General features: G+C 29.5%; 21 protein-coding genes and 1 tRNA gene. 11 read left to right on the top strand and 11 right to left on the bottom strand.

Annotated features, from left to right (window positions below):
- Positions 1-198 precede the first annotated feature (198 nt).
- The 6 genes from CQA42_RS08135 to CQA42_RS08110 all read right to left on the bottom strand — a co-directional run bounded on the left by CQA42_RS08135 (position 199) and on the right by CQA42_RS08110 (position 4477).
- Entirely contained in the window at positions 199-945 is a 747-nt protein-coding gene (locus CQA42_RS08135) for a TerC family protein (RefSeq protein WP_258865603.1), read from the bottom strand.
- Positions 946-955: 10 nt separating this feature from the next.
- Positions 956-1906, bottom strand: a complete 951-nt coding sequence (corA, locus tag CQA42_RS08130; RefSeq protein ID WP_115584187.1) for a magnesium/cobalt transporter CorA — start codon at positions 1904-1906, stop codon at positions 956-958.
- A gap of 20 nt (positions 1907-1926) precedes the next feature.
- Positions 1927-3132, bottom strand: a complete 1206-nt coding sequence (locus CQA42_RS08125) for a phosphoglycerate kinase (RefSeq protein ID WP_115584186.1) — start codon at positions 3130-3132, stop codon at positions 1927-1929.
- Positions 3133-3193: 61 nt separating this feature from the next.
- The gene (locus tag CQA42_RS08120; RefSeq protein ID WP_115584185.1) at positions 3194-3955 is read right to left on the bottom strand and encodes an isoprenylcysteine carboxylmethyltransferase family protein; all 762 of its coding nucleotides are present in this window, start codon (positions 3953-3955) and stop codon (positions 3194-3196) included.
- Positions 3956-4035: 80 nt separating this feature from the next.
- A tRNA-Arg gene (locus tag CQA42_RS08115) sits at positions 4036-4112 on the bottom strand.
- A gap of 68 nt (positions 4113-4180) precedes the next feature.
- Complete coding sequence (locus tag CQA42_RS08110) at positions 4181-4477, bottom strand: HU family DNA-binding protein (protein ID WP_115584184.1); 297 nt, start codon at positions 4475-4477, stop codon at positions 4181-4183.
- A gap of 247 nt (positions 4478-4724) precedes the next feature.
- On the opposite strand from CQA42_RS08110, the gene gap reads away from it, so the two are divergent.
- From gap to CQA42_RS08060, 11 genes are all read left to right on the top strand, one after another.
- Positions 4725-5735: a type I glyceraldehyde-3-phosphate dehydrogenase gene (gene gap / locus CQA42_RS08105; protein ID WP_115584183.1), complete on the top strand. Its 1011-nt coding sequence runs from the start codon at positions 4725-4727 to the stop codon at positions 5733-5735.
- A 2-nt stretch (positions 5736-5737) separates the two neighbouring features.
- Positions 5738-7000 (top strand): glucose-6-phosphate isomerase, encoded by a 1263-nt coding sequence (locus tag CQA42_RS08100; protein ID WP_115584182.1) that lies wholly within the window; start codon positions 5738-5740, stop codon positions 6998-7000.
- Positions 7001-7157: 157 nt separating this feature from the next.
- Positions 7158-7895: a molybdate ABC transporter substrate-binding protein gene (gene modA, locus CQA42_RS08095; RefSeq protein WP_115584181.1), complete on the top strand. Its 738-nt coding sequence runs from the start codon at positions 7158-7160 to the stop codon at positions 7893-7895.
- Positions 7892-8287 carry a molybdopterin-binding protein gene (locus CQA42_RS08300; protein WP_181881530.1) on the top strand — a complete coding sequence of 132 codons (396 nt, stop codon included), beginning with the start codon at positions 7892-7894 and terminating at the stop codon, positions 8285-8287. Before modA ends, CQA42_RS08300 begins: the two co-directional genes overlap by 4 nt.
- Positions 8288-8305: 18 nt before the next feature.
- Positions 8306-8977 carry a molybdate ABC transporter permease subunit gene (gene modB, locus CQA42_RS08090; RefSeq protein WP_181881529.1) on the top strand — a complete coding sequence of 224 codons (672 nt, stop codon included), beginning with the start codon at positions 8306-8308 and terminating at the stop codon, positions 8975-8977.
- A 3-nt stretch (positions 8978-8980) separates the two neighbouring features.
- Positions 8981-9850: an ATP-binding cassette domain-containing protein gene (locus CQA42_RS08085; protein WP_115584197.1), complete on the top strand. Its 870-nt coding sequence runs from the start codon at positions 8981-8983 to the stop codon at positions 9848-9850.
- A gap of 21 nt (positions 9851-9871) precedes the next feature.
- A complete protein-coding gene (locus CQA42_RS08080; protein WP_115584180.1) occupies positions 9872-10948 on the top strand; it encodes a tyrosine-type recombinase/integrase in 1077 nt (358 codons plus the stop codon).
- Positions 10949-11040: 92 nt separating this feature from the next.
- Positions 11041-11838, top strand: coding sequence for a fumarate reductase cytochrome b subunit (locus tag CQA42_RS08075; protein ID WP_115584179.1), 798 nt, complete (start codon positions 11041-11043; stop codon positions 11836-11838).
- A complete protein-coding gene (locus CQA42_RS08070; protein ID WP_115584178.1) occupies positions 11835-13808 on the top strand; it encodes a fumarate reductase flavoprotein subunit in 1974 nt (657 codons plus the stop codon). The genes CQA42_RS08075 and CQA42_RS08070 overlap by 4 nt, the downstream gene beginning before the upstream one ends.
- Complete coding sequence (locus CQA42_RS08065; RefSeq protein ID WP_115584177.1) at positions 13805-14533, top strand: fumarate reductase iron-sulfur subunit; 729 nt, start codon at positions 13805-13807, stop codon at positions 14531-14533. The genes CQA42_RS08070 and CQA42_RS08065 overlap by 4 nt, the downstream gene beginning before the upstream one ends.
- A gap of 104 nt (positions 14534-14637) precedes the next feature.
- A complete protein-coding gene (locus CQA42_RS08060; protein ID WP_115584176.1) occupies positions 14638-15165 on the top strand; it encodes a type II secretion system protein in 528 nt (175 codons plus the stop codon).
- Positions 15166-15199: 34 nt separating this feature from the next.
- Here CQA42_RS08060 and CQA42_RS08055 read toward each other — a convergent pair whose 3' ends face one another.
- Genes CQA42_RS08055 through CQA42_RS08035 form a run of 5 tightly spaced genes read right to left on the bottom strand, consistent with a single transcriptional unit; the run spans position 15200 to position 20952 of the window.
- Positions 15200-15988, bottom strand: a complete 789-nt coding sequence (locus CQA42_RS08055; protein WP_115584175.1) for a histidinol-phosphatase — start codon at positions 15986-15988, stop codon at positions 15200-15202.
- Positions 15985-16512: a pimelyl-ACP methyl ester esterase BioV gene (gene bioV, locus CQA42_RS08050; RefSeq protein ID WP_115584174.1), complete on the bottom strand. Its 528-nt coding sequence runs from the start codon at positions 16510-16512 to the stop codon at positions 15985-15987. Before bioV ends, CQA42_RS08055 begins: the two co-directional genes overlap by 4 nt.
- A complete protein-coding gene (locus CQA42_RS08045; protein WP_115584173.1) occupies positions 16505-18181 on the bottom strand; it encodes an AAA family ATPase in 1677 nt (558 codons plus the stop codon). Before CQA42_RS08045 ends, bioV begins: the two co-directional genes overlap by 8 nt.
- A complete protein-coding gene (gene mtaB, locus CQA42_RS08040; protein ID WP_181881534.1) occupies positions 18168-19406 on the bottom strand; it encodes a tRNA (N(6)-L-threonylcarbamoyladenosine(37)-C(2))-methylthiotransferase MtaB in 1239 nt (412 codons plus the stop codon). Before mtaB ends, CQA42_RS08045 begins: the two co-directional genes overlap by 14 nt.
- Positions 19387-20952 carry a mechanosensitive ion channel family protein gene (locus CQA42_RS08035; protein WP_115584171.1) on the bottom strand — a complete coding sequence of 522 codons (1566 nt, stop codon included), beginning with the start codon at positions 20950-20952 and terminating at the stop codon, positions 19387-19389. Before CQA42_RS08035 ends, mtaB begins: the two co-directional genes overlap by 20 nt.
- Between the last annotated feature and the right edge of the window lie 3 nt (positions 20953-20955).

Genomic DNA, 20955 nt, shown 5'->3' with positions numbered 1-20955 from the left:
GTAGTGGAGGAACTTTTTGTAAAGCACTAAAAGAATCTTACCCAAGTGGATCAAATAGAATTATCCCACTTGCTACAACTGGAGCAGTGAAATTCTAAACAACCTTCTTTTAGATTCTAGCTTAAGCTAGAATCTAAAATACTTCTCTTATGAATTCTATTTTTTTAATTTATCCTAGATTCTAGGATTAAAATAATTTTATCTAGATTTTTTCTTTTTACTAATATAAATATTAATGGATTCAACACCAAGTGAAAATGCCATAGCAAAATAAATATAGCCTTTAGAGATATGAAAATCCAAACCTTCAGCAATAAGCGTAACACCAACGAGAATTAAAAATGCCAAAGCCAAAATTTTTATCGTAGGATTTTCATCTACAAATTTTGCTATATATTTTGAAGCAAATATCATAATCAATACTGCAATAATCACTGCAATAATCATAATAAATAAATGTTCAGCCATGCCAACAGCAGTTATCACAGAATCTAATGAAAATACTATATCCAAAATTGCAATTTGGATTAAAACTCCAAAAAAACCTAGTTTTGCAGAATATGCTGTATGCAAATCTTCTTCTTCAGGTTGCATTTGTGAGTGGATTTCTTTTGTGCTTTTCCAAATAAGAAACAATCCACCACCAATAAGTATTAAATCTTTTCCTGATATTTCTACACCAAATACGCTAAACAATGGCTCTACAAGCTTCATAATCCAAAATATAGACATAAGAAGCAAGATTCTAGTTATCATAGCAAATAAAAGTCCAAGAGTCCTAGCTTTATCTCGCATAGACTTTGGAAGTCTTGTAACTAAAATCGCTATAAAAATAATATTATCAATACCAAGGACAATCTCTAGCAAAGTCAAGGTTATCAATGCTGCCCAAGCACTAGGTGAATATATCCAACTAAAATCCATTATAGAAGCTATAACTTCCATAAAAACTCCTTTATAACCAACCTTTTTTTCTAAAATAAATTAATGTAATAATTGTCGAAATAACCATAACAAGCAATATTATTGGATATCCATAAGTAGTATTTAACTCTGGCATATTAGTAAAATTCATACCATATATAGTGCCAATTAAAGTTGGAGGCATCATAACGACAGTAGCAACGGTAAAAATTTTTATCGTTCTATTTTGTTCTATATTAATTTGTGATGCAAATAATGTATGGATATTATCAAGCGCATTCATATTAGCTACACAAAAATCAATAAGTGAATTTAAATCTTTTACTACAATAGTGATATTTGTTTTTACATCAAAATCTACTTTATTGCTATTTAGCAGTGCTGTAAGCGCACGTCTTTTATCAAATAAAGAATCTCTAAGTCTTGTATTTATCTCTTGAAGATTTGATAATCTACTTAAAACCTCATTATAATCATAAATATTTTCAAAAACACCCTTTCTAAGAGAACGAATATCTCTAGCAAAATTTTCTATCATATCCGCATCTTTTTCTACTCTTACTTCAAATATTTTTGAAATCAAATCAAAACCATCTTCAAAATTTCTAGGGCTTGCAAGCACTCTAAGCTCTATTTCATCAAACATTTTAAATTCGCTATATCGTATAGTAAAGAGTATGTTTTTATATAGCAAAAATGTTATTGTCTCATCTTTTAGATTCTCTTCACCTAGTTTGATTAAAAAATGAGTATTTATAGTAATAGAATCCTTATCTTCCCAATATCTAGCAGAGCTCTCAATCTCTTCTCTTTCTTCTTTTGTTGGAATCTCAATTTCATATAATCTAGATATATAAGATATTTCATCTATCGTAGGATTTAGCAAATCAAGCCATAATATAGATTTTGTAGAAATATCATCTCCATCATAATGTAATTCTTTTTGAACAATAGAATTTTGCTTTGCAAATATATGTATCATCTAAAAGTAGCCTTAAATTTTCACTTTTTATCCAAAACTTCAAATGCAGATAAAATCTTACCCTCCAAAAGCTCTAGTGATGCTCCACCTCCGGTTGATATAAAGCTCATATTATCTATCTCACCTGCTTTATCTATCGCATCAGCTGTATCACCACCACCTATTAAACTAAAAGCATAAGTATCTGCTACATGATGTGCTAGATTGAATGTTCCTCTTGAAAAATTTCCTATTTCATAGATTCCAATTGGTCCATTCCAAATAATTGTATTACTATCTCTAACAACTTCCGCAAAAAGCTTGCTGCTTGCAGGACCAACATCAACTACCATATAATCCTCTGGCACATCTTGCACAGGCGTGATTTTTATATGTTTAGATTCTTTAATATTATCAGTTGAAACAACATCAACAGGAAGATATATCTTTACTTTTTTTGTTTTTGCATGGCGAAGTATATTTAGTGCTTCATCTAACAAATCATCTTCTACTAGAGATTTTTGCATATCATAGCCAACAGCTTTTAAAAATGTATTGCTCATCGCTCCGCCTATAATAATCTTATCTACAACATCTAAGATATTATTAAGAAGTGCTAATTTTGAAGACACTTTTGAGCCACCCACTATTAATAATACAGGTTTCATAGGATTAGCAAGTGCTTTAGAAAAAGAATTTATTTCTTTTTCTAGTAACAAACCTGCGACTTTTTCTTTTGCAAATTCTGCTATACCATAAGTAGAAGAATGTTTTCTATGACTTGTGCCAAATGCATCATTTATAAATACATCACAAATGCTAGCAAGCTGTCTTGATAGGTTTTCATCATTTTTTTCTTCACCTGCATAATATCTAATATTTTCAAGCAATATTATAGACTTAGAATCCAAAGTAGCAACTAGACTTGGAAAATTTTCTATTCTCTCCAAAAAAACTACAGATTTATCAAGCAATCGCTCTAATCTTTTTATAATATGTTTTAGTGAATATTTAGAATCTTTACCTTTTGGACGCCCAAGATGGCTAACTAAAATAATATGCTCTGCTCCATTATCAATACAATAATTAATAGTTGGTATAGCCTCTCTAATTCTAGTATCATCTGAAATATTAAAATCAGAATCCATAGGCACATTGAAATCTACCCTAATTAAAACTCTTTTATTTGCAATATCAATATCTTTTAGACTTTTGACATTTTGCATAAATTCTATACTTTTTGACATCTCTTTCCTTTGTATGCTTACTTCATTTAAAAGATTCTATTTTATTTTTACTTAAAAAGTTTTATCTATTTTCTGCAAATAATACATTTGTCTTTTTGCTCAAAAATAAACAAATAAGATAAATAACTAATGAAATTACAAAAAACGCACTAATTATAAAATTAGGAACTAGCATCTGCATTTTAGAAATAACAGCAATGATAATATAATGCACGATAAACAATGATGAAGCAAGTCCAAATAATGAATGATATTCGCGTTTAAGCATAGATTTAAATGAAAATTCCATATCACTTTTTTGGTAATTTTTAAATGATGGTATAAAGCAAGGTGTTTTATTTGCCCAATTTATATATTGCTCTTTAAATTTATCGCTCAAAAATGCCTCTTCACTATAAATAATCCTCTCATAATAAAGCCAAAATGCTAGTATAAAAGATAAAATCAATAGATAGTTGCCTACTAAAATAATAGGACTTAACATCATCAAAAAATTTCCAAGATAAAGTGGATTTCTACAAGTTGAATACAATCCTTTTGTATTCAACACAGAAGCAATTTGTGCTTTTGTATTTCTTCCTGAAGTGCCTTTTGGGACAAAACCAGCAACCAAGATTCTAATTAATTGTCCTAATAATCCAACAAATAATGCAAAGATGATTAAAGTATTATTATATTCACCGCCCATATCATATTCTTGATACAATGGAGAACCATAAACAAACAAAGTAAATATAAAAAATGGGATTATAAATAGCGGTAGATAGCTTCTATATCTAAATAAAAAATCACCATCTCTTTTAAAACTATCGACAAGACGCATTGCAACTCCTAAAATTCTAAAGCTAAAAGTTGAAATTATATCTTAGTTAAAAATAGATTTTTATGAAAGATTTATAATTGTGGCGTCCCCAATTGGATTCGAACCAATGGCCTCACGATTAGGAATCGTGTGCTCTATCCTGCTGAGCTATAGGGACATAAATAAAATTCCCCAAGTTTAGAATCTAAACTTGGGGAATAAACTTGTAGATTAAAAGCAATAAGGTTATTTTTTTGTTACTTTCATTTTAGCAACTTCATCTTTTAGATCTTTACCTGGCTTAAATTTAGGAACCATTTTGTCATTAGTTTTATAAGTTTTTGTGCTTCCTGGAATCTTACCAGTTTTTGCTTTTTGAACTGCAGTTTCAAATTTACCAAAACCTACTAATTCAACAGTATCTTTTTTTAATAAGACGCTTTTTACAGCACTAGAAAATGCTGATATTGCTCTTTCTGCCTCTTTTTTAGTCTCATAACCACCTACTTTTTTTACAACATCAATAAAATCTGCTTTGTTCATAAAATTCTCCTTCTTAGTGATTTTATAAGTTATGTACCTATGAACAGCGTGGATTATAACATTATTTTTATATTTTGCAAGCAATCTATCCCAAAATATCGCTATTTTTCAAATAAAAAGTCAAAAAAATGTGCAATTTACCTAATGATTTCATAGATATAAAGTGTTTTTACGCAAGATTCTATATTGTATATTATTGCAAACATACATTATAATTAAAGAAAATATTACTACAAAAAGGAGATCAATGTTTGCAATCAATGGAACAGGAAGAATTGGAATCTGCACTGCTAGAATCATAGGGCAGAGAAATGATATAGAATTAAAAGTGATAAATACAACAGCAACTATTGATACATTAGTTCATTTATTAAAATATGATTCTGTGCATATAGATTTTAGCGGGAATAGCATAGATGGAAGCTTTGATGTAAAAAAAATAGATGAAAATACAATATCTATTGGAAATAGCAAAAATGTAAAAATAATTAGCAATAGAAATATAAATGAATTAGATTTTTCAAAATATGGAGCAAAATGCGTTATAGAATGCACAGGAAAATTTAATTCACTTGAAGCCTCGCAATCTCATATAAAAGATGACATAAAAAAAGTAATTATCTCTGCACCAGCCGATAATGTCCCTATGTATGTATATAGCGTCAATCATGATAAATATAAAGGCGAATCTATCATCTCAAATGCTTCTTGCACTACAAATTGCCTAGCACCTATAGTAAAAATACTACATAATAAATTTGGAATAGAATCTGGATTAATGACTACAATACATAGCTTTACAAATGATCAAAATGTTTTAGATGTAAAACACAAAGATATAAGAAGAGCAAGAGCAGCAAGCCTAAATATGATACCAACTAGCACAGGTGCAGCAAAAGCCATAGGCAAAGTCATCCCTGAACTAAGTGGCAAACTAAATGGCATTGCTGTGCGTGTGCCAACTCCTGATGTAAGCTTGGTTGATTTAAATGTGAGATTGCTAAATAAAGCAAGTATAGAATCTATTAATCAAGCTTTTATAGAAGCACAAAATGGAGAGATGAAAAATATCATTTTAAATGATTTGGATAAAAGAGTATCAAGTGATTTTATAAGTTCGCCTTATAGTGCTATTATCATTCCTGATAAAACAATCGTAATTGATGAAATAAATGCAAAGATTCTAGCTTGGTATGATAATGAAGTAGGATATAGCAATAGATTGGTTGATTTAAGTATATATGTGATGAATAATTAGAGATGTTGAAGTTTAGACAAAATTTTACAAAATTAGAAAACTATATAAAAAAAGAATCTATTGAAGCTTTATATAATGTCATGTGCAAAGAAAGAGATTCTAAGATTAGTGGCTTTTTTAACCTACCTTATGAAAATAAAGCCATAATAGATTCTAAAAAGTATATAAAAGAAAATACCAAAATATTATCAAATATAGAAAATCTAATCATAATTGGCATAGGTGGAAGCTCTCTTGGACTAAAAGCGATAGATTCTATGCTTTCTCATTTACCATATAGAAAAAATATAAATCTAAAGTTTTTAGAACACACTGACCCTATAAAAATAGAAAAATCACTAAAAAAAGTAAAACTAGAATCTTCTTTATTTATCGTGATTTCAAAATCAGGGACTACAATAGAGACTTCTTCGCTTATGAAATATGTATTAGATAGATATAATCTTTTAAAAAATTCAAAAAACAAGCAACATCTATGTTTTATAACAGATAAAAATTCACCACTTCATAACTTTGGAAAATATCAAAATATCCAAACACTAACAATAAACAAAAATATAGGCGGTAGATATTCTGTGCTAAGCACTATTGGGATATTGCCTCTTATGATACTTGGATATGATGTGCAATCCCTTCTACTTGGGGCAAAAAAATTCTCTAAAAGATTTTTTAATTTTAAAGAAAAACATCTTTTAAAAAAAGCAATTTTTTTAAGCAATAATAGAGATAAATTTAATATCAATATACTTTTTTCATACTCTAGCGTATTTAAAGATTTTAATGCATGGTATGTCCAGCTTTGGGGAGAGAGCTTAGGTAAGCTAAATAGTTTTGGAAAAAAGACAGGACTTACACCAATAGCACTCATTGGTAGTATTGATCAGCATAGCTTTTTGCAGCTAATAGTCCAAGGCGTGATGGATAAAACTGTTACATTTTTGAGTTTAGAACAAAAAAGCTATATAAATCCAAAGATTCCAGATTTGAAATTAAAATTTTTAGATTCTTGTAATTTTGTAAATGGAAAGAGTTTTGCCCTATTATTGCAACAACAACAAATCTCTACAATGGAAGCAATCCAAAAAGAAGGAATCCCAACAGACCATATAGAAATAAAAAAGCTAAATGAAAAATGCGTAGGCGAGCTAGTCATCTATTATGAGCTTTTGACATCTTGTGTAGGAAAGATTCTGGATATAAATGCCTATGATCAGCCCGGTGTAGAGCTTGGTAAAAAGATATTAATAACAAAATTTAATAAATAATTTAAAAATTTAAGACAAAAATCTTGATTTTAAAACTCCTTAGCTTTATTAAGTGAGTTTTAAAATATAAAAAGATTCTAAATAATAATCTAAAAATTGCTATTTGCTAAAAATCATTATATAATTTTATATATTTCAAATAAAAGATGGCGCATTAATGAAAAAAAGCATTATTGTTATGGCATTTATTGCATTATTTATGCAAGTAAAAGCAGAAGATATTATGGTATTAGCAGCAGCTAGTTTAAAATATGTATTAGAAGATATAAAAGTAGAATTTCTAAAAGATAGAAAAAATGACAATATAAATATCAACTATATCTCATCAGGAAAAGCATATAATCAAATTGTAAATGGTTCTCCAGCGCATTTATTTATCGCAGCAGATACAAGTTATCCACAAAAATTATTTGATTCAAAAGCAACAGATGATAAGCCTATAAATTATGCAAAAGGTAAGCTGATATTATTTAGTATTGATAAAAATATGAAAATAGATTCTATTAATGTATTAAAAGATTACAAAATAAAACATATTGCCTTACCAAATCCAAAATTAGCACCTTATGGTGTAGCTGCAATGCAGGCAATGGAAAACATCAAAATATATGACAAGATAGAAAACAAAATTGTTCTTGGAGAATCTATAGGACAAGCTACACAATATGTTAAATCTGGAAATAGCGATATTGGTTTTAGTGCATTATCTATGGTAGTAAAAGATAAAGAAGCAAATTATCTAATCATCGATGAAAATACTTATAGTCCAATACTTCAGGCGATGGTTCTTACAAAAAATGGAAAAGATTCGAAACTTGCAAATGATTTTAAAAGTTTCATATTAGAAGATAAAGCACAAAAAATATTTGAATCTTACGGATATAGCAAACCATGAATACAATACCAGCAAAAATAATTAACATAAAAAAAGAAAACAATGTAGCATTCGTAAAATTACAAGATAAATATAAAAATATATTTAGTGTATTAATGCTTGATTTTGATAAGCAAAATATAGATATTGGCTTAGAATGCAATATCATATTTAAAGAAAGTGAAGTTATGGTAGCACACACACAAAGTGTAAATTTAAGTGCAAGAAATAAATTTGAAGGAAAAGTCTTAAATATAGAAGAAGATTCTATATTTGCTAGAATCTCTTTTGATTTTTATGGAATGACTATAAATTCACTTATCACACAAGAAGCAAAAAAAGAGCTAAATATTAATATTGGGGATAGTTTTATTTGGTTTATAAAATCAAATGAATTAATGCTTCAATATTAATCTAATAAAAAGATAGCAATGGAATCTTCATTTATAGAAACGATGTTGCTCACTTTTAGAGTTTCATTTATTACTACTTTTATATTGCTACCTATTGGAATTTTTTTGGGATACATACTTGCTTATTCCAAAAAACAGATTCTATTATTATTAGAAGTCATCATCTGGATGCCTTTAGTTTTGCCTCCATCTGTGCTTGGATTCTACCTTCTTGTAGCTTTCTCACCAAGCAATGCTTTTGGAGCGTGGCTATTAGATAGTTTTAATTTAAAATTAGTTTTTAGCTTTGAGGGAATTATTATTGCAAGTATCATTTTCTCTCTACCATTTATGGTAAATCCAATAAAAGATGGATTTAAAAATCTTCCATTATCACTAAAAGAAGCAAGTTATACTCTTGGCAAAGGAAGATTCTATACATTATTTTTTGTATTATTGCCAAATATAAAATCAAGCTTATTACTTGGAGCAATCACTAGCTTTGTGCATACAATCGGTGAATTTGGTGTAGTAATGATGATTGGAGGCAATATTGCAGGAGAGACTAGAGTTGCAAGTATCGCAATTTATGATGAAGTAGAGAGTCTAAATACAAAGCTTGCACATCAATATTCCCTATCTTTATTTAGTATTACTTTTATTCTTTTATTTGCAATTTTTTATATAAACAAAAAATATCTAAAAGCATAAATGATGATAGAAATAGATATAAAAAAATCTCTAAATACCCAAAATGGCAAAATCACATTAGAAGTAAATACTAAAATTCAAGAATACACATTTTTGAGTATATTTGGGCAAAGTGGTGCAGGAAAAACGACATTGCTTAGAATCTTAAGCGGACTTGATATGCCAGATTCTGGAAAAATTATCGTTGATAATGAAATATGGTTTGATAGTGATAAAAAAATAAATCTAGCTCCACAAAAACGCAAAATTGGCTTTGTGTTTCAAGACTATGCATTATTTCCACATCTAAATGTATATCAAAATCTCTGCTTTGGCTTGGAAAGTAAAAAACAAAGATATAGAGTTGATGAGATATTAAATCTCATGCAATTAGATAATCTAAAACACACAAAGCCAAACAAGCTCTCTGGCGGACAAAAACAAAGAGTAGCATTAGCTAGAGCATTAGTGTATAAAAGCAAGATTCTACTACTTGATGAACCACTAAGTGCATTAGATAATGATATGCGTTTAATACTTCAAGATGAAATTATTAGACTTCATAAATATTTCAAATTAACTACGATTATAGTAAGCCACGATATAAGCGAAATTTTTAAGCTATCAAATAGAATCTTGCATTTAAAAAATGGAAAGATTATAAACGATGGTGATGCAAATATTATTTTTGCAAATAATAATATAAGTTCAAAATTTAGCTTTAGTGCCAAAATAATTGATATTAAGCAAAATGGTATAATTTTCATAGTGAAATTGCTAATCAACAATAATATAGCAACAATTACTATGGATAATGATGCCTCACAATACAAAATAGGAGATGAGATTTTAGTATCTACAAAAGCATTTAATCCAATAGTATTTAAAATATAAGATTCTAAAAGGATTACAAAATTGCGTTATAGCATCGACTTTAAAGATACTTTTGATGAAACATTACTATTTTGGATAGAGCGATTTTTACATAGCAAAGTAGCAACCTTATCATCAAGAAATGTAAAAAATAAAGAAATCCTAAATCAAACGATGAAAAGTTTAAGATTCGGGATAAAAAATGTAGAACAACTCCAGACATTATTAAAAGAAGTCCGCAATAATGGACTGATTGGGATAAATACATATGCAAATCCATTGTTAAAATTATTTTCATATTTACAAACATTTGGTTTTGCAAGTATGAGAGAAATTGATGAAGAGATATTACGAGATTTTATCGCTGTAGCTTGTAGTAGTCTAAGCAATGCTAGCAAAAAGAATCATCGAGTTGTGGTTATTGGTTTTTTTGGTTTTATTGATAAGCAAAATGAAGATGAAAATGGAAAATCATATATATTTAATATTGAACTAAAAAATATTGGTGATATTCGTGGAAAAAGTGCAGAAAAATTACCATCATTTATGAATGAAGATGAACTCAAAAGATTCCTTAATGCAATAGATGATTATCCATTTTCACCAAAAGTTAAAAATAGAAATCAATTAATTATAAAAACTATCATATACACTGGAATCCGTGTATCTGAAGCACTCAATTTAAAATACAAAGATATTAGCGAAGATGAAAACAACTACATTTTACAAGTGCGTGGAAAAGGAAATAAACCTAGAATAGTAATGATTTTAAAAAAACATATACAAGAATTGTTACAAAATTGGAAAATACAAAAAGATTCTATGCAACTAGATAGCGAATATATATTTTGTAACTTTAAAAACAAGATTCTAACACAAGCTTATGTAAGTAGAAGTGTAGAAAATATTTTAACTTTTGCTGGAATTAGAAAAGAAAAAAATGGAGCTCATATGCTTAGGCATTCATTTGCAACACTTTTGTATCAAAAAAGTCTTGATTTGGTGCTTGTGCAAGAAGCTCTTGGACATTCAAGTATCACAACTTCTAGAATCTACACACATTTTGATAAAACTAGACTTTCAAAAACTACTTTAATTATGGACAATATTACAGAATAAATTCTGTTTTATAATGTATTTAAATCTATTTTTGCATTTTTAGTGATAAAATATATTCACTTACATAAAAATAACAATAAAGGGGGAGATGTATGCAACAAAGCGATTTGGACAATAGAGTAATTGAAAGCTACACTGGGATATCAAAACAAAATAGAGCAAGCAGAATGCCTGCTTTGCTAGATTATCTGCAAAGCGCAACAGGATTATTTCTTGCTTTATTCATGATGGCTCATATGTTTTTTGTATCAACAATTTTAATTAGCAATGAGGCTATGGATAAAGTATCAAGATTTTTTGAGCTTGATTTTTTGAGCAGTGATGGAAAAGGATATCCATTTGTAGTATCAATTATTGCATTTATAGTATTTTTTATATTTATACTACACGCATTACTTGCAATGAGGAAATTTCCAATTAATTATAGACAATACATTAGGCTTAAAGCACACAAAGATAGTCTTAGACATAGTGATACAACACTTTGGGTGATACAAGCATATACAGGTTTTGCAATGTTTTTCTTAGGAAGCGTGCATTTATATATAGTCATGACTCAACCTCAAACAATAGGCTCCATTGGGTCATCATTTAGATTTGTTCATCAACATTTTTGGATTCTATATCTAATATTATTATTTGCAGTGGAATTGCATGGTTCTATTGGATTGTATAGACTTGCAGTTAAATGGGGATGGTTTGAAGCAAAAACACCAGAAATCACATTAAAAAGACTTAGAAATCTAAAAATAGCTCTAAGCGTATTTTTTATTATTCTAGGATTAGCAACATATGCTGCATATATTAAAAATGGATTAAATTTAGAAAAAGATATTAATTATATGATGGTTCATGAAATGGGAGATAAAGAAATTAGGGGGAATAAATGAATATAGTATATTGTGATGCACTAATTATTGGTGGTGGATTAGCAGGACTTAGATCTTCAATAGAGTGCAAAAAAAGAGGATTAAATACAATTGTCTTAAGTCTTATGCCAGTAAAAAGAAGTCACTCTGCTGCTGCACAAGGTGGTATGCAAGCTAGTCTTGGAAATTCAAAAATGAGTGATGGTGATAATGAAGACTTACACTTTATGGATACAGTAAAAGGAAGCGATTGGGGTTGTGATCAAAATGTAGCTAGAATGTTTGTTACAACAGCACCAAAAGCCATTAGAGAGCTTGCTACTTGGGGTGTATCTTGGAGTAGAATCCAAAAAGGAAAAAGAGAAGCTATCATAAATGCGCAAAAAACAATCATTGAAGAAGAAGATTTTAGACATGGATATATTCATTCAAGAGATTTTGGCGGAACAAAAAAATGGAGAACTTGTTATACTGCAGATGCTACAGGACACTCAATGTTGTATGCAGTTGCAAATGAAGCAATAAAAAATAATGTTGATATAAGAGACAGAAAAGAAGCTATAAAAATCATTTATGAAGATGGCGTATGCTATGGAGCAATAGTTAGAGATTTGATCACTGGCGAGCTATCAGCATATATTGCAAAAGGGACTATGATAGCAACAGGTGGATATGGCAGAATCTATCAAAACACTACAAATGCTGTGATATGTAATGGTGTAGGTGCTGCAATAGCATTAGAAACAGGTATTGCAAAACTTGGAAATATGGAAGCTGTGCAATTCCACCCTACTCCACTTGTGCCAAGTGGAATCTTACTTACTGAAGGTTGTAGAGGCGATGGCGGAGTATTAAGAGATGCAGATGGTTATAGATTTATGCCAGATTATGAGCCAGAGAAAAAAGATCTAGCAAGTAGAGATGTTGTAAGTAGAAGAATGGTAGAACACATAAGAAAAGGTAAAGGTGCAAAATCTCCTTATGGTGATCATATATGGCTAGATATATCTATACTTGGGGAATCTCACATACACAAAAATCTACGAGATGTATATGATATTTGTAAGATTTTTGCAGGTATTGATGTCACAAAACAATGGGCACCAGTTAGACCGATGCAGCATTATTCTATGGGTGGTATTAGGACAGATTATCAAGGACATACAAACTTAAAAGGCTTATTTGCAGCAGGCGAATCATCATGCTGGGATTTACATGGCTTTAATAGACTGGGTGGAAACTCTGTAAGCGAAGCTGTTGTATCAGGTATGATTATTGGTGATTATTTTAGTGATTATTGTGCAAGTAAAACAATGGATATAAAAACAAATACAATAGAAAAATTCATCAATGAAGAGCAAAAATATTTAGAAGATATCATAAATTCAAATGGTAATGAAAATGTATTTGAAATTAAAAATGCAATGCGAAAAATAATGGATGATAAAGTTGGAATCTTTAGAGAAGGAAAGATGCTTCAAGAAGCGTATGATGAATTAGTAGAGCTATATAAAAGAAGTAAAAATATAGGGATCTCAAATAAACATATGCATTGCAATCCAGAATTAGAAGAAGCATATAGAGTGCCTAAAATGCTTAAAATTGCACTATGTGTAGCAAAAGGTGCTCTAAATAGGACAGAAAGTCGTGGGGCACATACTAGAGAAGACTACCCAAAAAGAGATGATAAAGATTGGCTAAAACGAACACTTGCATCATGGAAAGATAAAAATGACAATGCACCAACAATAGAATACGAAGACTTAGATATAGATAAGATGGAAATTCCACCAGGATATAGAGGATATGGTGCAAAAGGAAATATAATAGAAAATCCAAAAAGTGCAGTGCGTCAAGCAGAAGTAGATAAAATCACACAAGAATTGCAAGCAGCTAACAAGGATAGATATGAAATCCAAAATGCATTGATGTATTTTGAATTACAACCACACTATAAAGCTAAAAATCAAAGATTAGGAGATGACAAATGAGTGGGAGAATAATTACAATAAGAGCATTAAAATACGATCCTCAAAGTGCAGTTTATAAACCACATTTCAAGGAATATAAACTAGAAGAAACAGATTCTATGACTATATTTATCGCATTGACTATGATTAGAGAGAATCAAGATGCAAATTTGAGCTTTGACTTTGTATGTAGAGCTGGAATCTGCGGTAGTTGTGCCATGATGATAAATGGACAACCAAAACTTGCTTGCAGAACACTAACAAAAGACTATGAAGATGGAATAATCACTCTAGCTCCACTTCCTGCATTTAAACTCATAAAAGATTTATCTGTAAATACTGGTATATGGTTTGAGGGAATGACAAAAAGAGTTGAAGGCTGGATTCACTCAAATAAAGAACATGATATATCAAAACTAGAAGAACCAATCGAGCCTAGTGTTGCAGATGAGGTATTTGAGCTTGATAGATGTATTGAATGCGGTTGTTGTGTGGCAGGGTGTGCTACGAAATTAATGAGAGATGATTTTGTAGGTGCTGCTGGATTAAATAGAGTTGCAAGATTTATGTTAGATCCTCACGATAATAGAAGCGATGAAGATTTCTATGAATTAATTGGTAATGATGATGGTGTATTTGGCTGTATGTCTTTAATGGCATGTCAAGATTTCTGCCCAAAAGAGCTACCATTGCAAAGTAAGATTGCATATTTGAGAAGAAAAATGGTCTCTCAAGCATTCAAATAGGCATTATATTTTAGGCTTTAAGGAAATATTCAAAAAAAAAATGTTTAAATTTCATTAACTTTTATCCTAATGGATTTAAGAAATCTTTTTAAAAAGGAAAGAAAATGAAAAGAAATGGTTTTTCAATGATTGAGTTAGTATTTGTTATCGTTATTTTAGGTGTGCTTGCTGCTGTTGCTGTGCCTAGATTCGTAACAACAAGGACAGATGCACAAGTGGCAATGGCAAGAAGTGATATTGCTTCTGTATTAAAAGCAATCCCTGCAAGAGTTTTTGCAGAAAATCTAGACCCTACAGCATCAACTCCTACTGGATTTAGTTCATGGGGTGATTGGATGATAGATACAGGAGGACTTGATCGAGGTAGATGGACCGTAAATGGTAGTAATACTAAAGGAATCGAGCCACTTGGAAATGTACAAAATGCTCAAGGAGCGCAAACTGGCGGATGTGGGGCTATAATTATTTTAGATACAACTACAGGAAACCTAACATTTGATCCAAACCGAATATCTGCAACTACTACTGGAGGTAATAATGGGGGAACATTCTGTAAATCTCTAAAAGAATCTTATCCAAGTGGTTCAAATAGAATTATCCCACTTGCTACAACTGGAGCAGTGAAATTCTAAGACTTCTAAGTCGCCTCCAAATTTTTTTGGCGACTTAGAAATCATAAAATTCTATTTTTCTATCTTTAAAACTTGCAACTTTTTTAAATCCTATATCTTTTGCAATAGCCTTACATTCATCTCTTTTAAAGCCAACTTGATTTGGATTATGTGCATCACTGCTAAATGTAATAGGAATATCTAGCGTAAATACAAGCTCTAAAATCTCCTTGCTTGGATACATCTCGCCTATATTTTTCCTAAATCCAGCAGAGTTTATCTCAAGCACCATATTATTATCTTTGATAGATTCTAAGGTTTTGATGATATTATTTTTTAGATTCTTGCTTGGAGGATTATTAAAAATCTTAAATAAATCAAAATGTCCGACAATATCAAAAAGCCCACTTTGAGCCATATTTGAAATAGATTCTAGGTATTCAATCCACGCATCATTGATATTTATACTTTTATAGATACCGATAAATTCTTCATTATCAAAACCCCAATTATTCAAAAAATGCACCGAACCAATCAAATAATCCACACTAGAATCTAATACTTTTTTTTCTATCAAATATTCTTTTTTATTGATATAATCAACTTCAAATCCAACTTTAATATCAATTTTATCTCTATATTGCTCTCTTAAATCTTTTACCTCTTTGATATAGTCATCTATCTCACAAAATTGCATACGATATTTTTCATCAAATTTCATAGGTGCATGGCAGGCAAATCCAAATATATCAGTATTGCAATTAATTGCAGATTCTATGTATTCATAGCTTTCACCAATAGCGTGATTGCATCTTTTTGTATGATTATGTAGGTCAATATTCATTTTTCTATCCTTAATAAATGATTTGCTTCTTTTATAAAATAAACAATACCAAAATTTTTAAAAAACTCCATAGCATTAGTAGAATCTATGATTTTATCTTTGCCACCTAAAAAAACTATAATCTTAATGCCTCTATTGCAAATTCTAAATAAATCAACTTCATTGAAACTAAATTCAAAAAAAGCCCTTAAATCTCTCACAGAGACATCACTATTAAATCTATACAATCCATCAAATCCAATATTTTCATAAAAATGCTTTAAATAAAGCTCTTTATTTTTACTAAAATATTCTATTTGAGAATCCAAAAAAGCAGAATCTTTATTGTTAAAAAAAGCAGGTGATAATAATATGAGTCTATTTATGCGACTATTGCAATTTAGCACATAATCTAACGCTCTCTTAGAGCCATAGCCAAAGCCGCAAACATCATATTGATTTAGTGTTATTTCAAAGCTATCTAAAAGATTTGCAAATAGATTCAAATCATCTTTCAATGCAAATCCTCCAAAAAACTCACTCAATAAATATGCCTTCTTTTAATATTTCCCTTAATTCTTCTTTTGTGATTTTTTCATTTTTTAGCAGTATGGCTTGAACTTCTCTTAAAATCCCTTTTGCACTATTAAAAAATATTTGCAATTCACTTTTTATATTTTGCAATTCAGATTCTACATCACTAGAATCTGCCATTATTCTACCCATCATCGCATAATCTTGACTCATCTCAAATGCAATTTGTTTTGCAATCCTTATATCGTCTTTGCAATTTGTATAAGATTCTCCCATATTCATTTCTAGCACTACGCTACCGCTTAATGCAACTTTTATCATATTTGTTAAATCACTTTTTGATAATATATTTTTATCATTTTTTTTGATACCATCCCCAAGCAAAGTAATCTTATCAAAGTCAATATCACACCAATATGCACTAATAGCTTTTGCAGCTTGATAAAGGGATAGGACTTGTTTTTCTTCCTCGCTAAAACTTAGCTGTTTTTTTATTCCACTTTCAATTTTTGAGTGAGATAAATAAAAATCATCATTTTCAATGACTTTAGAATTTTTTCTTAAAGCATTGAGTGAGGCTTCATTTACAAGCGAAGCGATAGCGGCACCGCTAAAACCAACACTTTGCCTTGCTATCTCATCTATATCAACTTTATGCTCTTTATCTTTTAGATAAAGTTCAATGATTTTCTTTCTTTCATCAAAATCTGGTAAATCAATATAAAGCCTTCTATCAAATCTACCTGCTCTAAGCAAAGCAGAATCTAGCACTTCTATCCTATTTGTAGCACCAACAACAATAACTCCACTACTATCTTCAAAGCCATCCATTTCTGTTAAAAGCTGATTTAGTGTAGTTTCTCTCTCATCATTTCTATTTTCACCTCTAGCTTTACCAACTGCATCAATTTCATCAATAAAAATGATACTTGGAGCACTTGCTTTTGCTACAAAAAATAGCTCTCTTACGCGTTTTGCACCCATTCCTACATAAATTTGTGCAAAAGATGAACCACTTTGATAAAAAAATGGGACATTTGCTTCATTTGCTATTGCTTTTGCTATCATTGTTTTACCTACACCCGGCGGTCCAACAAGTAAAATGCCTTTTGGAAGATGGATTCCCATATCTTGATATTTTTTTGGATTCTTTATATAGTCAATGATTTCAAATAAATCATCTTTTACTTCTTTTATTCCTGCAATATCATCAAATTTTATATTTTTGATATTTGATACTTTATTAAAATTAGATTCTATATTGATTTGATTTGATGTTTGGATTTGAGTTTCTTTTGCTGCTTCCTTTGGTTTAGGCTTTTTAAATGTTCTTGTTATAGCACTAAGTAATACTGCAAAACCAAGCAATAAAATGACAAAAACACCAAGACTAGCTAAGATTCTATCAAACATAAATGGTTTTTTTACTTCAATTGCGATGCTATCTAGACTTTTTAAATCCACTAAATCTTTTGCAATTTTATAAGCATTAGAATCCGTGATAATATATAAATAACTATCATCAATAGATACTTTTTGGATTTCTTTTGTTAAGAGAATATTATTTAGCTCATCATTGGTTATTAAGATATTGTTATCACGAGTAAATAAAATCCCTCCAAGCAAAACAATTAAAATAAGTCCAACAATAATAATGACTAAGTTTTTAGATTTCTGCATAGTTGATATCCTGTTCTATCTTGTAATCATCAATTACAATCCATTTAGAATATAAAGATTTGTCACTTTTAATCCTAATTCTATTATAAAACTGATCTAATCCATAATAAAAATCACCCTTTTTGCTTTCAACTAAAACATCAAGTGGCATTTTATTTTCTCTAAAAGCTTTATTTTTTGATGAAATAATATCTTTTATTTTATGCAATCTCTCTTTTGCCATACCTTTAGAAACATCTATTTTTAGTTTTGCTGCCATTGTATTATTGCGAGGAGAATATATAAAAGCATGGATATGTGTCAAAGGAAGCATTTCTATTTTTTTTATCATATCATCAAATATTTCTTCACTCTCTCCTGGGAATCCTACGATAAAATCACTACCAAGTGCAAAACCTTTATCTGCTATACTTTCAAATAATTTTAAATCTTTATCAAATCTATTTATTCTATTCATAGCTTTTAACATAATATCATTTGTATGTTGCAATGCGATATGCAAATGTCTCTCCAAAAACTTAGAATCTAGAATCTCTAAAAAATCATCTTTAATTTGGGAAGGCTCTAGGCTACCTAATCGTATCCGCTTTATGCCAGATATTTTTGAAATATCAATTATTAATTGTGCTAAAGTGTATTTATCTTCCTTGCCATAGCTGCCTAGATTTGTCCCGCTTAGCACTATCTCACTTACTCCATTATCTACTAATTTTTGCACTTGAGATAATATTTTATCCCTATCATAACTCCTTGATTTTCCCCGCACTTGTGGAATAATGCAATAAGAACATTTGAAATTGCAACCTTCTTGCACTTTTATAAATCCTCTTATTTTATTTGCAAAATCACCAACAATAGTAGAATCTTTGTGAGATAAATCATTTTCTATAAAAAATCGTTTTGGCTTTTTTAGCAAACTTTCTATATTTTCCTTGCTACTATGACCAAATGCGCCAAATATCTTTTCATTATCAAATGCAATTTTTCCCACACTATTTAAAGCACAACCTGTAAAAAATATCTTTTTATTCAACTTTTGGATTTTTGAAATATAATCTTTTACATCCTTATCAGCACCATTTGTAACGGTGCAAGAATTAATCACAATGATATCTGCTTCAGCTTCATTATTTACAAGCAAAAATGATTGCAAATTCTCAATCATTACTTGTGTATCAAATATATTTGTCCTGCAACCAAATGTCTTAAAAAAGACCTTCATTATTTACTCCTGCACCAACTGCTAAGTTTTTATCTTTTGAAATCACTGTTGTTGTTGGATATGATATTTCAATATCATCTTCTTTATTAAATGCCTCAATTATTGCTCCAGAAATTACACTATTTAGCATCAAAGTTGCATAACAATTTGTTTGAAACCAAATTGAAATTCTAATTCCATTTGGCACAATAAAACTAAATACTCTAGGTTCAACATTTAAATCTCGTATGGAATATTCAATTTTTAATTTATTTAGCTGTTTTCTAGCAGTTTGTGTATATCCATTGGAATATTTTTTAGCAATATCACTTGCAAGAATAAGTGCTTTTTTATAATTGCTATTAAATGTGATAGTGATATCTATACCATCCCAAACCGTCTTCATTCCAGAATGAGAATAATTTGAAATCATCGTTGTAAAAATAAAATTATTTGGAATAAATATAATCCTACCTGCACGTCTATTTTCTGCATAAGATGTATATGTGACATCTTCATAAATTGTGATTCTAAGCATTGATATATCAATAACATCGCCTACATAAGTGGTATTATCTTTTACTACGCGAATCCTATCTCCAGACTTTATACTTCCACCGCCAACAATTACTAAATATCCAAGACAAGACATAAACCAATCTTTCATAGCAATAGCAAGACCAGCAGATACAAAACCAATGATTGCAACGATATATGTGACATTTTCTATATATGCAAAAACTAAAATAAACACAATAATGCTAAGATTTATAAAATTTACAAGCTTGTTTATTGTGTAAGTTTTTGTGCTTTCGCTTCGTTGGACATAGATTTTTAAAATCAATTTTACAATAAAGGCAATAAGCACGATAGCTGCAATCGCCACTGCAATATAAAGAAGTTTTAAAAATTCACTTTTTATTTCTTGCTGAACTTTTTGAATATCATTATTTGCATTTTTCTTAAAAATATCTACATAGACATTTAGAATCTTGCTTGTAGATTCTAGCTCTAAGAGTGTTTTTTTTGTTTCTTTTAATTCATTTGCATCTTTTATTGTTTCTAATATTTCTACTTTTCTATGCAATTTATCAAGCAGAACATCTAAGATTGATAGATTATTATCAATAACTTCGATTTGAGCTTTTAGATTTTTTATATATGAAAATCCAGCTGTAATTAAAAAAGGATTAGTAATATTTGGAATCTCTAGCCCACTTTGTGGAGTAATCAAATCCTTGTATGGTTCATTTTTATAATTATGAAGTAATTCTTCTTGACGCTTGATTGTATAATATTTTTGTTCTAAGGAATGTATTTCATTTTGTATTTGTTTTGTAGATGGAAGCTTTTTTAAGGATTCTATTTTTTTTTCAATATCAATCATTTCGTTGTATGCGGAATTGTATTCGTTATAATTTTTATATTTTAATATCCAAGGATTATCTTTAATGTAGCGATTAATTAAATCAAGCTCATTATAATATTGACTTTGCATATAATTATCTTTATCTGCAATATAACCAAATGCTAGATCAAAAAATAAACAAATAATAAAAATTCTAATCACTTA

This window comes from Helicobacter sp. MIT 99-5507, assembly GCF_003364295.1.
Taxonomy (GTDB): Bacteria; Campylobacterota; Campylobacteria; order Campylobacterales; family Helicobacteraceae; genus NHYM01.
Note: the sequence above shows the minus strand (reverse complement) of the source record. Positions and strands in the feature narration are given on the sequence as shown.